We start from the raw sequence: 14,969 nt of genomic DNA, 5'->3' as shown, positions 1-14,969 counted from the left end.
TTAATATCAGAAAGTGACGTTCAATATATTATAGATCGTCGATGTAGCCTAACGAGCGAAGTGCACGCTCATCGTCAGCCCAACCAGACTTAACTTTAACCCAAGTCTCTAGGTAAACCTTACGGCCGAATAGTTCTTCCATATCGATACGAGCTTCACGACCAATCGTTTTGATCTTCTCGCCCGCTTTACCAATCACCATCTTCTTCTGACCAGTACGTTCAACAAGAATCAAAGCGTTGATGTGGAAACCATCGTTATCTGGGTTGTAATCAAAACGCTCGATTTCAACCGTTACTGAGTAAGGTAGCTCTTCGCCTGTGAAGCGCATCAGTTTTTCACGGATGATTTCAGAGGCCATAAAGCGCTGTGAGCGATCCGTTACGTACTCTTCAGGGAAGTGGTGCGTCGCTTTTGGTAAAGAATTACGAACGTGCTTACGCAGTACATCGATATTCTTACCTTGCTTCGCCGAGATTGGCACAACATCAAGGAAGTCCATCTTCTTAGACACTTCCATCATGTGTTGCATCACGTCGGTACGGTCTTGAACGTTGTCTACCTTGTTAATACAAAGGACTACTGGGAAATCTGTTTTTCTCAGCTTGTTCAGTACCATTTCATCGTCGTCAGTCCAGTGAGTACCGTCAACAAGGAAAAATACTAGGTTCACATCACTCAGTGAGCTGTTCGCCGCACGGTTCATCAAACGGTTGATTGCACGCTTTTCTTCGATGTGAAGTCCAGGAGTATCAACGTAGATCGCTTGGTAATCACCTTCAGTTTCTACACCCATAATACGGTGGCGTGTCGTCTGAGGTTTACGTGATGTGATCGAGATTTTCTGACCCAAAATATGGTTCAGAAGCGTCGATTTACCTACGTTTGGTCGACCCACGATAGCGATGAAGCCACAGTGTTGGTTTTCCGGTAGGCCCGTTTTTTTGCTATCAGATGAAAAGAATGCATCGATATCGAAATCTTGATTGTTATCAGACATTGCTTAGTTGCTCTAATGCTGTTTCAGCAGCCGCTTGTTCTGCCTTGCGGCGGCTAGTGCCTTTACCGATAACAGGTTTATCCACACCTGCCACTTCACACTCAACCGTAAACTCTTGGTTGTGTGCTTCACCTTTAATATTAGTCACTGTGTAGACAGGTAGGGGATTTCTTCGACCTTGTAAAAACTCTTGTAGGCGAGTTTTCGGATCTTTTTGAGATACACCAGGCTGAATAGACTCTAGGCGAGATTGGTACCAGCTTAAAATAATGCGGCGAACAACCTCGGTATCACTATCTAAATAGACAGCACCGATGATCGCTTCTACTGCATCCGCTAGAATAGAATCACGACGGAAACCGCCACTCTTCAACTCACCTGGACCTAATTTTAAGTAATCTCCTAGTTCGAATTCACGACCTAGTTCTGCCAATGTATGACCACGTACTAATGTTGCGCGCATGCGGCTCATATCACCTTCGTTTACCTTAGGGAAACGGTGGTAAAGATCATCAGCGATAACAAAACTTAAAATTGAATCGCCCAGAAACTCAAGACGTTCGTTGTGTTTACCTGCGGCGCTGCGGTGAGTCAGCGCCAGATGGATAAGATCGGCATCATTAAACTGATAGCCAATCTTTCTCTCTAGTTTATCAATTGGAGAATTCATGCTCTCTCGATGTGTTATGTGATCGATTAGTGAATCCCACCGATGCGATTAAAACGCACACCAGTAGGAATCCATGCTGGAAGTACACTGTCTGAACCGCGTTCGAATTCGAAGCTGATCCAAATAGCAACGGCCTTACCAACAAGGTTTGCTTCAGGGACAAAGCCCCAGTAACGGCTATCAGCACTGTTGTCACGGTTATCACCCATCACAAAGTATTGGCCTTCTGGAACGATCCACTCGTTAACACCATTGCGAGGTTGATATGCTTGCACACGATCACGTCGTAATGGGTTAACTAAAATTTGGTGCTCCACATCACCCAGCTGTTCATTCAGCTGAATCAGAGGCACACCGTCTTGAATAAATTGGCTTTCTTCAACGTGACTTAATTTCACTGGTTCACAGCTACTTGTGCCCTTCGCTTGAATGCAGACCTCTTTGCGGCTGCTGTAGCGAATTGTGTCGCCCGGCATACCAACCACACGTTTGATGTAGTCGATATTCGGCTGAGGTGGGTACTTAAATACGATTGAATCACCACGCTCTGGCTTGCCTGTTTCTACCAACTGAGTGCGCCATACTGGGTCTTTTAGACCGTACGCGTACTTCTCTACTAAGATGAAATCACCAACCAAAAGGGTTGGCATCATCGAACCAGATGGGATTTGAAACGGTTCATAAATAAATGAACGCAAGATCAAAACAAATGCAATTACCGGGAAAATGGACACACTGTTCTCAACCCACCAAGGCTGAGCCGTAACTTTTGCGCTGGTTTCAGCGTCTAGGCCATTCGATTGTGCTTCAACGTCAGCCAGTTTTTGTTGGCGTTTCTTCGCCCACACAAACTTTTCCAACGCCCATACAATGCCAGTCACTAGAGTTACGATCACTAAGATAAGCGAAAATGTATTAGCCATTGATATCCCTTAAATTTCATTTCTTTAAAAATAACGAAAGTGAAAGAATAGCGAGCTACTCTTCCACTTTCAATTATTCGTTTAATGCTGGATAAAGTTAGTCTTTACCAACATGAAGAATCGCTAAGAATGCTTCTTGAGGCAGTTCAACGTTACCGATCTGCTTCATACGCTTCTTACCTTCTTTTTGTTTCTTAAGAAGTTTCTTCTTACGACTGATATCACCACCGTAACATTTTGCGATTACGTTCTTACGCAGTTGTTTCACTGTAGAACGAGCAATGATGTGGTTACCAATCGCGGCTTGAATCGCGATATCAAACATTTGACGAGGGATGAATTCTTTCATCTTCTCAACCAATAGACGACCACGAGACTGTGCAATGTCTTTGTGCGTAATGATAGCCAGTGCGTCAACCGTTTCGCCATTAAGCAATACGTCTACACGAACCATGTTCGACACTTCAAAACGTTGGAAGTTGTAATCCAGTGACGCATAGCCACGAGATGTTGATTTCAAACGATCGAAGAAGTCTAGAACCACTTCTGCCATTGGCAGGTCGTAAGTCACAGCAACTTGCTTACCGTGATAAACCATATCAACTTGAACACCACGTTTTTCTACACATAAGGTAATGACGTTACCTAGGTAGTCAGACGGTACAAGGATATTACAACGAGCGATAGGCTCACGAATTTCTTCTACATCATTAGTCGCAGGCAGTTTAGCCGGGCTATCAACGTAAAGAATGCTGCCATCCGTTTTTACAACTTCGTACACTACGGTTGGTGCCGTTGTGATGAGGTCTAGGTCGTATTCACGCTCTAAACGCTCTTGGATGATCTCCATGTGAAGCATTCCTAAGAAGCCACAACGGAAACCAAAGCCAAGTGCTGCTGAACTTTCTGGTTCGTAGAACAGTGATGCATCGTTCAGGCTTAGTTTGCCTAGTGCGTCACGGAAGTTTTCGTAGTCATCAGACGATACTGGGAATAGGCCTGCATATACCTGAGGCTTCACTTTTTGGAAACCAGGTAGACGTTCTGTGCTGCCGCCTTTTGCAAGCGTCAACGTATCACCAACAGGTGCGCCAAGGATGTCTTTAATACCACAAACAACCCAACCAACTTCGCCAGTATTTAGCTCAGTTGTGTCGATTTGCTTAGGTGTGAAGATACCTAGACGGTCAACACCCCAAACTTGGTCTGTCGACATTACTTTAATCTTGTCGTTCTTCTTCAGCTTACCGTTCTTGATACGAACCAAAGAAACAACGCCTAAGTAGTTATCGAACCAAGAGTCGATGATCAGCGCTTGCAGTGGCGCTTCTGGATCACCTTCTGGTGGTGGGATAGCCGTTACGATGTTTTCAAGAACGTCGTCAACACCGATACCGGTTTTTGCAGAACAACGAGTCGCTTCCATCGCATCGATACCAACGATCTCTTCGATTTCTTCAGCAACACGCTCAGGTTCAGCTGCAGGTAAGTCAATCTTGTTCAAGATTGGCACTACTTCCAGTTCCATTTCGATCGCGGTGTAACAGTTTGCTAGAGTTTGTGCTTCAACACCTTGACCAGCATCCACAACCAATAGCGCGCCTTCACAAGCGGCTAGAGAACGAGATACTTCGTAAGAGAAATCTACGTGTCCTGGAGTGTCGATAAAGTTAAGTTGGTAAGTTTCACCATCTTTCGCTTTGTAATCTAAAGTCACACTCTGCGCTTTAATTGTAATACCACGCTCGCGTTCTATATCCATAGAATCGAGGACTTGAGCTGCCATCTCACGTTCACTTAACCCTCCACAAACTTGGATTAAGCGGTCAGAAAGGGTCGACTTACCGTGGTCGATGTGGGCGATAATCGAAAAATTACGAATGTGCTTCATAGGCTTGGTGTGACTAAACTCTTTGAATAGGGATAATAAGAAAGCCGCGACACGTCCAATCTAGATTCAGCATTGGTGGCGGCATTTCAATCAAGTTGGCAGATTCTACCCAATTTAAGGGCAAGAAGCATCATAAATTAGACGAGAGGCTTACCTAGGATTCGAATCAAGACGACTTCTTGCTTAGATTTGTCTTCCATTGGTTTGGCTAAGCGCTTCGCTAAGGCAATCCCACCAGCAGTGAACAGCGCGGCACTGAGTATGACTATCCCCTCGCCCCCTTGGAGTAAGGGTTGTAACAAGAGTTGTCCAAAACCAGCACCAATCATCAACATGAAAAGTGGGATGAGATAAACGATCGCAGCCGACTGAAGTAGGCTTTTCTCTGGAAAGCCAATTTCTACGATTTGTCCTGCTTTGACTGAGCTTTTGGTTTTAAGCTGCCAAAACAAGGATTTATTGCCAACAGCCTTGGTAACAATACCCGTTCCGCAGCTTTTTTGAGAGGAACAGCTGCTGCAACTGGTTTGTTGTTCGCAGCTCAGTTGAACAAAGTATTGTTGACCGCTTTGTTCAACCGAACTAACCGTTGCCAGCGCAGTCATCATTGCGCTGATACCGGTTTATTGAACGTAACTGATTGAGCAATACGTTTGGCGGTTGCTGGCGGAATATCACCAACCACAGAGATTTCTTTGTCGCCAATCACTAAGCTGTGTAAGGTTCTGCGCCCTTGGCGTACCAACTGCCCTTTCAATGAATGTTCGTCTTTATCGGCGATATAAACCGAAAAGCTAAACAATCCATCACTGAAAAGTTGGCTTTCAACCATTTTATCGGTCGCTGCCATTTGATAACGGCTAAGCTCTTTTGACTTAAACCCTTCCGGTATCCAAGAGGCTTGCCAATTAGTTTCACTCACTAGGCCTTCCGGCAGTGATAAGACTTTCGGTAATTGAGCTTGGTTCAAGCCACCCATTGCCTCAGCAATCTTATCGTTCACCACATAAGAAATGGTGCGGTACTGTTCAAGCACTTCGCCATCACGATCCAACAGATCGGCACGCAAAGGTAGACTCGTTTTTTCGTCAACCCAAACGACATAAGAATAGCGAAGCCCATCTTTCGGAACCACTCGCAATACTTGTGTAGTACTTCCAGCTTCACGAGCTCGACCCACTTTCACGAAATCGTAGTAATCGTTGAGCGCGTCAATACCTCGGTTAATCATAGGAATGACAGGTGCAACCATACTGCCAGACTGGATAGTGAATGGTTCTGTACCCGGTTCTATATAGCTAACTTCGTCGCCACGTCGAATGACTTCGCGAACGGGCCCGCTTAAGTAAACAAGGTGTGCGAGTTGTTGGTCGTCGTTAACTGCATGACGATAAAGCAGAGGTTCAATACTGCTCTTCTTTATCAAAATATAGGAGAGTTCGTAATTTAGATGCTGACTGGCCTCGTTCATTTGATGCAATAACGCCTTTGCAGTAATTTCCTCTGCAAAGGCCGTTGGAGACATCAAGCTGAACAGTGTCAGTGCACTGACCAGGATTTTCTTCATTCAATGTCCGATTCTAGATGTGCATCTTGCATTGGCGATGCATCACTGTTTAATCTTAGCTGTAACTCATAATCTTCTAACAATGCATGAACACGTTTGCGCTGCTCTTGCAAGTTAGCTTCAGATGCTGGTTTCTCAACAGAGTCACGCGTTAAGCTTACTGGTTCAGCAGAACCCGCAAACGGAATCGTCTGGAGTACAGGCAGCTGTTCTGGTGCTGCTGGGTCACTGCCACCATATTGTTGAACACCTAACACAACAGCTAGAGAAACACAGGCTGCAACGGCAACTTGTCCAAACTGTTGTAACCAAGCTGGAAGCTGGCGCTTCGCTTGTTGAGGTTTCGGTTGTTCTTCAATTGGAGCAACAACAGGTTCTACATTCACTTGGTGCAAGTTCGACATTGAACCGTGTGCTGGCTCGCTTTCAAGCGCAGCGCCAACACTGTTAGCAATGTTCCAACCTTGACTTTCTGGCGCATCCCCACGCATTACATCACCAATTAAATGGTAATTCTGCCAGGTATCCATGCTTTCTTGATCAGACTCCAACTCTGCAATCAGAGCTTTGTCGATCATTTCTCCATCCATGAGTGTCGAAAGCTTTTCTTTATCAGCCATTATTTTCACCATAATTATTACAAGTTCTAGCGTTGTAAAAGAGGTTTAATTTTCTTTTCCACTGCTTCACGAGCTCGGAAAATACGCGAACGTACGGTTCCTACAGGGCAATCCATTACTTCTGCAATCTCTTCGTAGCTCAAACCTTCGAGCTCACGCAACGTCATTGCAGTTTTTAAGTCTTCTGGTAGCGCTTCAATCGCTCCAAAAACGACTTGTTTCAATTCGTTTGACAGCGTTAAGTTCTCAGGGTTCGATATTTCTTTTAACGCGCTGCCTGTTTCGTAATATTCTGCATCTTCTGCATCTACATCTGTTGCTGGCGGCCTACGGCTCTGGGCAACGATATGATTTTTAGCGGTGTTCACGGCAATTCGGTACAACCATGTATAGAAGGCACTCTCGCCACGAAAGTTAGGTATCGCGCGGTAAGCTTTAATAAAAGCTTCTTGTGCTACATCTGGTACATCACCGGAATTATTCACGTATCGAGAGATAAGATTACAGACTTTGTTTTGATACTTAACTACTAATAAGTTAAATGCCTGCTTATCTCCACTCTGAACTCGCTCAATCAACACTTGATCGGTTAGCTGCTCGTTCATTCGAGCGGGTACTCCTATTGTTATAGCCCTTACCTTCACAGATATGGGTACTAATTATGCGAAATGTAGTATTGACACCACCGTCTACAAGAGCACTATTGTGACTAAGCCAAATACTGAAAGTTCCAACTTTCTTAAAATTATTTGCCATTATTGTTTCACAATGTGATGTAATAAAAATAGTTATCCCTATCAATTTGGGGAAACTTGAGCAAAAGCAATGGTATTGAGCAATTAAATATTTCTAGATAGCTGTCTATATCTTGATTCTGCGTAACGTTTTAGGATGACTTGGGAGATTATAACAGTCTTACCGCAACTCCTAAAACAAGACAAGGTCAATTGAGAGTGGGCAACTCGACTATAGCCCGGGATTGAATAAGTTTTATGAACGCAAACCGTGAACATCAGTGTGATGTATTAGTGGTAGGAAGTGGTGCGGCAGGCTTGTCATTAGCCTTACGTGTAGCAGAACATGCAAAAGTAATTGTATTAAGCAAAGGACCACGTAGCGAAGGATCGACGTATTACGCACAAGGTGGTATTGCCGCGGTATTCGATGAATCAGACAGTATTGAGTCTCACGTAGAAGATACTCAAATTGCTGGTGCTGGGCTATGTGAAGAAGATACAGTTCAATTCATTGCTGAAAACGCAAAAGAGTGTGTGCAGTGGCTAATTGATGGCGGTGTTCCATTTGATAAAGATGAGAACAGCACCGAAGGCCAACCTAAATATCACCTCACCCGTGAGGGTGGACACAGCCACCGCCGAATTTTGCACGCTGCCGATGCAACTGGCATGGCGATGCAAACCTCATTACAAGACAACGTCAATAATCACCCCAACATCGAGATCTTTGAGCGTCACAATGCGCTTGATTTGATCACAGAAGATAAAGTCGGTGGTTCGAAAGACAAAGTTATCGGTGCCTACATCTGGAACCGTAACCAAGAACACGTAGAAACCGTGCGTGCTAAATTTGTGGTACTTGCAACTGGCGGCGCTTCCAAGGTTTACCAATACACTTCAAACCCGGATGTCTCTTCAGGTGATGGTATTGCTATCGCTTGGCGTGCGGGTTGTCGTGTCGCAAACCTCGAATTCAACCAATTCCACCCAACATGTCTATTCCACCCAGAGGCGCGTAACTTCCTTCTGACAGAAGCATTGCGTGGCGAAGGCGCTTATTTACGTCGTCCTGATGGTTCAAGATTCATGAAGGACTTCGACGAGCGTGGTGAACTGGCTCCTCGTGATGTGGTTGCTCGTGCGATTGACTTCGAAATGAAGCGTTTAGGCGCAGACTGCATGTATGTTGACATCAGCCACAAGCCTGAAGAATTCATTACCGCGCATTTCCCAATGATCCATACGCGTTTGATGGATTTGGGTATCGACATGACCAAAGAGCCGATCCCTATCGTACCGGCTGCCCACTACACTTGTGGTGGTGTCATGGTGAATAAGCAAGGTCAAACCGACTTAACTAACTTATATGCGATTGGCGAAGTGAGCTACACCGGCCTGCACGGTGCGAACCGTATGGCTTCAAACTCATTGCTTGAGTGTGTTGTATACGCATGGGCAGCAGCGAAAGATATCGTTGAGAACATCGACCAATCTCAACTGTGTGCAGAACTTCCAGCATGGGATGAAAGCCAAGTCACCAACAGTGATGAAGAGGTGATCATTCAGCACAACTGGCACGAGCTAAGACTGTTCATGTGGGATTACATGGGTATTGTTCGAACGGATAAACGTCTAGAACGTGCAATGCGCCGTATTCAGATGCTGCAGCAAGAAACTCATGAGTACTACAGCTACTTTAAGGTTTCGAACAACCTGCTTGAACTGCGTAACTTATTGCAAGTGGCTGAACTGATGGTGCGTTGTGCGATGCAACGTAAAGAGAGCCGAGGCCTGCACTATACGTTGGATTACCCAGAGCTTGCAGAAGACAGCGGCCCAACCATTCTCACACCAGAGAGAAACCAATCATAACCATTGGTTAAAAGTTATTAGCGGCTTAGTGCGTTAACTAAAAGCAATTAGATGAAAGGGAGCCAAGTGCTCTCTTTTTTTTATCTACGCTTTCTTTTATTTGATGCTCTAGCTTATCTCGCGGGCTCGTTGTAGGTTTGCCAGAAAATGTCGATACTCACGCTCATCACAACTGTCTCGCCATAACAGTACCGAATGCCCACATTCAAAACTCAGCTTAACGAAAAATTGCGCCCAAACCTTATTGACGGTCTTGAGAACATAAGGTTGGTCATTCAACCTAACTTCCCCATCGTGCTTGTAATCGAAACAACCTTGAGCCGCATTAACCACAACCGTATCAGTTTTGAATAAAGAGATCATGAGGTACAAACAGTAGAGACTGGCAACAAGAGGGATGGAGGAGAATACGATGAAAAACAAAAGGCACCCAAAAATAGTGCCTTTTGCAAATAATGCGGAATATGAAGGGTTAAGCTGAAGCCTAACGAACCTTGCTGAGGTTATGCGCGACAATTTTATCAACCATTGATGCATGACCTAGGTTTTCACTACGCCCGTGTCCCATCACCCAAGTAAACAAATCTGGGTCATCACACTCTAATAGAGAAACAAACTCGCGCTGTTCCTGCTCTTGCAACGAATCAAAACACTCTTCAAAAAATGGCATGATGACGACATCAAGTTCTAACATGCCGCGACGGCAACCCCATTTAATTCGTGCTTTCTGCTCTGCAGTGTACATTGGCTATCCTCACCTATAATTTTTCTTTCTCGGAGTGTAACAAGTCATACGCTCTGCAACTACTATGTGAGTCACAGTCCCTATCTAAGCTCACAAAAAAACCTAGGCTGACAAAGAAACAGAACCGGATTAACATAGAGCCAAATAAAATTCTTAGGAAAGATAAAATGGATTGGAAAAACACATTTCAGCCGCTCGCTCATACGCAAAATGAATCGCTTCCAGAACTAATGATGACACACGTGTCAGATTGGAGCGCAATTACCATGATAGGCGATGACAAAAAGTCGTACCTACAAGGTCAAGTTACGTGCGATGTCGTCACTCTTCCTAATGATGAATCTACATTAGGTGCGCATTGTGATGCGAAAGGAAAGGTATGGAGTATCTTTCGCTTGTTCCACCACAACGGTGGCTACGCACTCATGCAGCCTAAATCGGCAATTGAAGTCGAGCTAGTTGAAATCAAGAAATACGCCGTATTCTCTAAGGTTGATATCGAGCAAACGTCTGACGTTGTTATCGGTGTGATGGGCTCGTCAGCTGATCAATACATTGACTCAATTTCAGAAAGCCAAGGTAAAGTGCGTGTAATCTCTGGTGGCACCGCTGTTCAAGTCTCTGACAACCGTTGGGCTCTACTTGTGACAGAAGAAGCCGCTGAAGCCTTGGTTTCAAGCAGCACTGCAGAAAAAGTATCGGAAGCACTTTGGCAGTATCATGAAATTCTTGATGCTCAGCCGAACCTATCGAAAGCAGAGCAAAACGAGCACATTCCTCAAGCACTTAACCTGCAAGCGATTGGCGGTATCAGCTTTTCAAAAGGCTGCTACACAGGTCAAGAAACGGTTGCTCGCGCTAAGTATCGTGGCATGAACAAGCGTGAAATGCGCATTGTTTCAGGAACGACTTCAGATGTACTGTCTCTTGAAAATACGATTGAACTAGAACGCAGCGTGGGTGAAAACTGGCGTGGCGCAGGCCGACTATTAAACGTGTATCAATTTGCTGATAACCACGCGATGGGTTTGATGGTGTTGCCAAACAACCTTGATGACGATGTTCAGCTTCGATTGACTGCGCAGCCTGATCAAGTGTGGAACATTCTGCCACTGCCTTACAGCCTTGACGAAGAGTAACCACTTGGAAACTCTGATTACACAATGGTTGGATCAACAGCAGGTGGATTATCGCCTGCTGATGCAAAGCAAACCAACCACCAGCATCGAAGAGACAGCGCAAGAACGAGGCATCGATGCCTCTCAAATGGTCAAGTGCATCCTGCTCAAGGATATGGGAAACCAGTATGCGTTAGCCTGTATTGCTGGTGATCGCTCTGTCGACCCTAAGAAAGTACGCTCGGTACTGAATTGCCGTCGAATGACCTGCGTATCACTGAAAGATGTTGAAGCCATCACTGGCTTTAAGGCTGGATGTGTCGGGCCGCTTGCTCTGAAGAGACACATGCCGATCATTTTTGATCCTTCCCTGCAGAACAACGCCTTCGTGACGATCAGCTCTGGTGATCGAATGGCTGGCGTCGCATTGGATCTCGATGATCTTATGGCTTTGTGTGCCCCTATCGTCGCAGAGATCTGTCGATGATCCACTCTAAGGCGCAATTGATCGCAAACCTCACTTAAAGTTTTCATTAAATACATATTTTGTGTGAAGTTCGTCATAAGAAAAACACATTAATAGTAAATATTTAATCAAATTAAAAGCATAAGTAGTCATGATGTTAAATCTGCGTTATTGTTAATTTACTGACTAGCCTTTAGGTAAATCAGTACAAGTGAATCCACTGAGTAACATCAGTATCCACTTTTGTGTAATGCATCTGTGACTATTCGCCCGTTTTAGACGGGCTTTTTTTATGTCTAAAATTTACAATTTGATTACACAAATAAAAAAATCCCGCCTATTCTTATACTTGTAACATCTCTACTGCTTAATACCGAACAGGAAAGTTCATGGCAGTTTCCCTACTCACTATTATTTTGAGGAGAAGCTCACGTAAAAATAGATATTTACTACAGGAAGTGCTTAGAACAGCACAAATATCTAATAAACGTCAACTCTGCTGCATATTAATCCACGCTTATCACAATTATTATCACGGATTTTTTCTATAATATGCAGGCTAGGTAAATATAAGGATAATTAAGAATGAGACTGTTTAAGCGCTATACACCGGGTATGATTGCTAAACATGTAAGTCGACTTTTCAAAGGACGAATCTACATTTACGGCGTCGGCAAATTTGAGTTTGATAATGGCAAGCTCGTACTACCGGAGCGAGCAGAGAAACGTCATTTTCAAACCGTGAAAGAGATCAACAGTGAAATCATGAAGCTGCGTTGTGCATACGCCTAATCTGATTATCTAAAGAATTCGAAATAAAAAGGGTTGGCATATTAATGCCAACCCTTTTTTAGTACTTATGATTCTGAAAACCTGTTCTGTCGCGAGTTATTCGTTATGAATGCTCAACAACTTAACCATTAAATCACTATCGGTGAGTCACAGGACGTTTTGCTAAATCAGGAAGGTTCCCAGATAAACCAAGTGCTCTTTTCATGATTTCATCTTTCGCACCAGGCAGTTGACCCGCAAGCTTCATACCGATGCCACGAATCAGCTTCTTGGCTGGATTGTCGCCTTCAAACAGATCTTTAAAGCCCTGCATAGACGCAATCATCTTCGCCGCCTCTGCTTTTCTCCAGCGCTCGTAGCCACGAAGGTTACGCTTGGTACCAATGTCCTCGCCAGCAGCCCACAGCGTTAACAGCTCTTGCGCTAAGCTTGCAGCATCTAATAGCCCTAAGTTGACACCCTGCCCCGCTAACGGGTGAATCGTATGAGCAGCATCACCAACCAAAGCTACACGCTCTACCGCGAAATCTCGCGCATATCGCATACGTAGCGGGAAGGCGAAACGCTCACCAACCACTTCGCATAATCCAAGCTTGGTATCAAATTCAGCCGTGAGCTGTTTATTGAAATCAGCATCCGACATGGATACAAGCTTCTCGGCACGATTTGGTTCCGTAGACCAAACGATAGAGCTCATATTCGTTGGTTGCATTGGCAGGAACGCCAACGGTCCTTGCGGTGTGAATATTTGACGAGCGACACTGTGGTGAGGCTCTGTTGTTTTGATGTTCGCGACAATCGCATTGTGGCCGTAATCCCAATGTGTTAGCGGAATATCTTGCTGTTTGCGAACCCAAGAGTTTGCACCGTCAGCTCCAACAACTAATTTAGCGGTCAGCGCTTGGCCATTGTCTAGCGTTAACCATGCTTCGCTCTCACCAATCGCCATCGTTTTGCACGTAGCTGGCATGTATAGGCTGACATTATCTTGCTTCTTAACCTGATCAAGCAACGCTAATTGAATTACGCGGTTCTCTACAATATGGCCTAGGTTAGGCTGTGCTAAGCGTGTCGAGTCAAACTCGATGCGAGCAAAACTGTCTTGTTCCCATACTTCCATCGCTTGGTAGGGCGCAGCACGTCTTTGTTCGATACCTTGCCATGCCCCTAGGTTACGCAGAATGACTTCACTCGAACGGCTCAGTGCCGACACTCGCACATCGGGTAATTCACTAAGCCCTTCACTGGGAGCTTTGCCTTCAATCACCGCAACTCTTAAGTCACTGTCTTTCAATGCGGCCGCGAGCGCTAAGCCAACCATGCCACCGCCAACAATAGCGATATCAACACTTTGCATCATTATTTTTTACCTTATCTATCTACTAGGCCAAGCGTATGACGCAAAAGTGGACCTTTAAGAGATGGGAGGTTATCGATTACGGCTAACCCAAGATTACGCCCAATACGAGCGGTCATAAAATCATTTGAGAACAGATGAACGAGGCTTGAAGTCAACGTAATCGTAGTGTCTCGGTCTTGTTCTCTACGCTTTCTAAAGTTAACAAGACCAGTGTAACACCCAACATCATCCAGTTGGTTACATAACTCTTCAGCCAAAGAAGCGACATCACGAATGCCGAGGTTAAAACCTTGGCCCGCAATGGGGTGAAGCGTTTGAGCAGCATTGCCTACGATCGCAAAACGATGAGAAATATTCTGCTGGCGATGACGAAGAATTAATGGGTAACTCGCACGCTTGCCCACTTTATCTAATCGACCCAATCGCCAACCAAAATCTTTCTGCAGCTGCTCAAGAAATTCATCATCGCTTAAAGCGGTGACTTGCTGCGCTTGCTCTGGTGGTAAACACCAAACCAGCGATAAACGGTTGTCGCTCATCGGTAACAGAGCAACTGGCCCATGATGAGTAAAACGCTCAAAGGCTCGGCCTTGATGAGGTTCACTAGCAACGATATTGGCAATCACAGCAACTTGTTCAAAGTCATGTTCACTCAATGGGATATTCAGTTGCTGACAACAGGTTGAGATAGCACCGTCAGCTGCAACCAATAACTTAGTGGTTACTGTTTGCCCACTTGTCAGCTCAATCGTCGTTAACGATTCATCACGTTCAACGGTTCTAACAGACTCAGGGCAAAGCATCGTAATTGCAGCTTCTGATTCTAATTTCTGCTGATAGATCCGACCAACATCCGCCAACTCCACCACGTAGCCAAGCGCATCAACAGCAAGATCTTCACTGTAGATGTCCGTCATTCCAGCATGACCTCGATCTGATACATGAATATCTTTGATCGGGGTTGCAACGGGAGCGATAGATTGCCACAACTGCAAAGAGTCAAGGATCTGCACAGTGCCATAAGACAAAGCAATAGAACGAGAATCGAATCCAGGGTGAGCTTGATGATCAACCTGATAAGGCTCCACTACCGCAATAGACAGAGAGCCTTGACTTAAGTGATTCAGAGCAAGGGCCAAAGTTGCCCCCGCCATTGCACCACCAGCAATTACAACATCATACTGAGCCATCATAACCTCAAACGAGCA

The 14,969-nt window shown here is 45.0% G+C and carries 16 protein-coding genes; 4 read left to right on the top strand and 12 right to left on the bottom strand.

The features are described 5' to 3' along the window. Positions 1-28: 28 nt before the first annotated feature. The 8 genes from era to rpoE form a co-directional block, all read right to left on the bottom strand. The gene (gene era, locus ED652_RS15750; protein WP_004735384.1) at positions 29-1,000 is read right to left on the bottom strand and encodes a GTPase Era; all 972 of its coding nucleotides are present in this window, start codon (positions 998-1,000) and stop codon (positions 29-31) included. Next, a complete protein-coding gene (gene rnc, locus ED652_RS15745) occupies positions 993-1,670 on the bottom strand; it encodes a ribonuclease III (RefSeq protein WP_004735383.1) in 678 nt (225 codons plus the stop codon). The genes era and rnc overlap by 8 nt, the downstream gene beginning before the upstream one ends. A 26-nt stretch (positions 1,671-1,696) precedes the next feature. Continuing rightward, complete coding sequence (gene lepB / locus ED652_RS15740) at positions 1,697-2,593, bottom strand: signal peptidase I (RefSeq protein ID WP_122055432.1); 897 nt, start codon at positions 2,591-2,593, stop codon at positions 1,697-1,699. A 97-nt stretch (positions 2,594-2,690) separates the two neighbouring features. Further along, positions 2,691-4,484 (bottom strand): translation elongation factor 4, encoded by a 1,794-nt coding sequence (lepA, locus tag ED652_RS15735; protein WP_122055431.1) that lies wholly within the window; start codon positions 4,482-4,484, stop codon positions 2,691-2,693. A gap of 137 nt (positions 4,485-4,621) precedes the next feature. Further along, positions 4,622-5,092, bottom strand: coding sequence for a SoxR reducing system RseC family protein (locus tag ED652_RS15730; protein WP_122055430.1), 471 nt, complete (start codon positions 5,090-5,092; stop codon positions 4,622-4,624). Next, a complete protein-coding gene (rseB, locus tag ED652_RS15725; RefSeq protein WP_122055429.1) occupies positions 5,089-6,051 on the bottom strand; it encodes a sigma-E factor regulatory protein RseB in 963 nt (320 codons plus the stop codon). The genes ED652_RS15730 and rseB overlap by 4 nt, the downstream gene beginning before the upstream one ends. Continuing rightward, positions 6,048-6,671, bottom strand: coding sequence for a sigma-E factor negative regulatory protein (locus ED652_RS15720; protein ID WP_122055428.1), 624 nt, complete (start codon positions 6,669-6,671; stop codon positions 6,048-6,050). Before ED652_RS15720 ends, rseB begins: the two co-directional genes overlap by 4 nt. 26 nt (positions 6,672-6,697) lie before the next feature. Continuing rightward, a complete protein-coding gene (gene rpoE, locus ED652_RS15715) occupies positions 6,698-7,276 on the bottom strand; it encodes an RNA polymerase sigma factor RpoE (protein ID WP_004735377.1) in 579 nt (192 codons plus the stop codon). 387 nt (positions 7,277-7,663) lie between these two features. On the opposite strand from rpoE, the gene nadB reads away from it, so the two are divergent. Continuing rightward, the gene (gene nadB, locus ED652_RS15710) at positions 7,664-9,280 is read left to right on the top strand and encodes an L-aspartate oxidase (RefSeq protein WP_017108682.1); all 1,617 of its coding nucleotides are present in this window, start codon (positions 7,664-7,666) and stop codon (positions 9,278-9,280) included. Between the two features lie 108 nt (positions 9,281-9,388). Here nadB and ED652_RS24155 read toward each other — a convergent pair whose 3' ends face one another. Both ED652_RS24155 and ED652_RS15700 read right to left on the bottom strand, forming a co-directional pair. Then, a complete protein-coding gene (locus tag ED652_RS24155) occupies positions 9,389-9,817 on the bottom strand; it encodes a protein YgfX (RefSeq protein ID WP_367889462.1) in 429 nt (142 codons plus the stop codon). Further along, on the bottom strand, positions 9,765-10,025 hold the full coding sequence (locus ED652_RS15700; protein ID WP_004735374.1) for a succinate dehydrogenase assembly factor 2: 261 nt from the start codon (positions 10,023-10,025) through the stop codon (positions 9,765-9,767). Before ED652_RS15700 ends, ED652_RS24155 begins: the two co-directional genes overlap by 53 nt. A gap of 167 nt (positions 10,026-10,192) precedes the next feature. Here ED652_RS15700 and ygfZ point away from each other — a divergent pair, with 167 nt between their 5' ends. The 3 genes from ygfZ to ED652_RS15685 all read left to right on the top strand — a co-directional run bounded on the left by ygfZ (position 10,193) and on the right by ED652_RS15685 (position 12,401). Next, a complete protein-coding gene (gene ygfZ / locus ED652_RS15695; protein WP_122055426.1) occupies positions 10,193-11,164 on the top strand; it encodes a tRNA-modifying protein YgfZ in 972 nt (323 codons plus the stop codon). Positions 11,165-11,168: 4 nt separating this feature from the next. After that, positions 11,169-11,630, top strand: a complete 462-nt coding sequence (locus tag ED652_RS15690; RefSeq protein WP_017108135.1) for an aminoacyl-tRNA deacylase — start codon at positions 11,169-11,171, stop codon at positions 11,628-11,630. Positions 11,631-12,194: 564 nt separating this feature from the next. Next, complete coding sequence (locus ED652_RS15685) at positions 12,195-12,401, top strand: DUF1107 domain-containing protein (RefSeq protein ID WP_017108134.1); 207 nt, start codon at positions 12,195-12,197, stop codon at positions 12,399-12,401. Between the two features lie 136 nt (positions 12,402-12,537). On the opposite strand, the gene ED652_RS15680 is transcribed toward ED652_RS15685, so the two are convergent. Further along, a complete protein-coding gene (locus ED652_RS15680; RefSeq protein WP_122055425.1) occupies positions 12,538-13,761 on the bottom strand; it encodes an FAD-dependent 2-octaprenylphenol hydroxylase in 1,224 nt (407 codons plus the stop codon). 11 nt (positions 13,762-13,772) lie between these two features. Further along, on the bottom strand, positions 13,773-14,951 hold the full coding sequence (gene ubiH, locus ED652_RS15675) for a 2-octaprenyl-6-methoxyphenyl hydroxylase (RefSeq protein ID WP_122055424.1): 1,179 nt from the start codon (positions 14,949-14,951) through the stop codon (positions 13,773-13,775). Between the last annotated feature and the right edge of the window lie 18 nt (positions 14,952-14,969).

The organism is Vibrio sp. Evd11, from assembly GCF_900382755.1.
Classification (GTDB): domain Bacteria; phylum Pseudomonadota; class Gammaproteobacteria; order Enterobacterales; family Vibrionaceae; genus Vibrio; species Vibrio lentus.
Note: the sequence above shows the minus strand (reverse complement) of the source record. Positions and strands in the feature narration are given on the sequence as shown.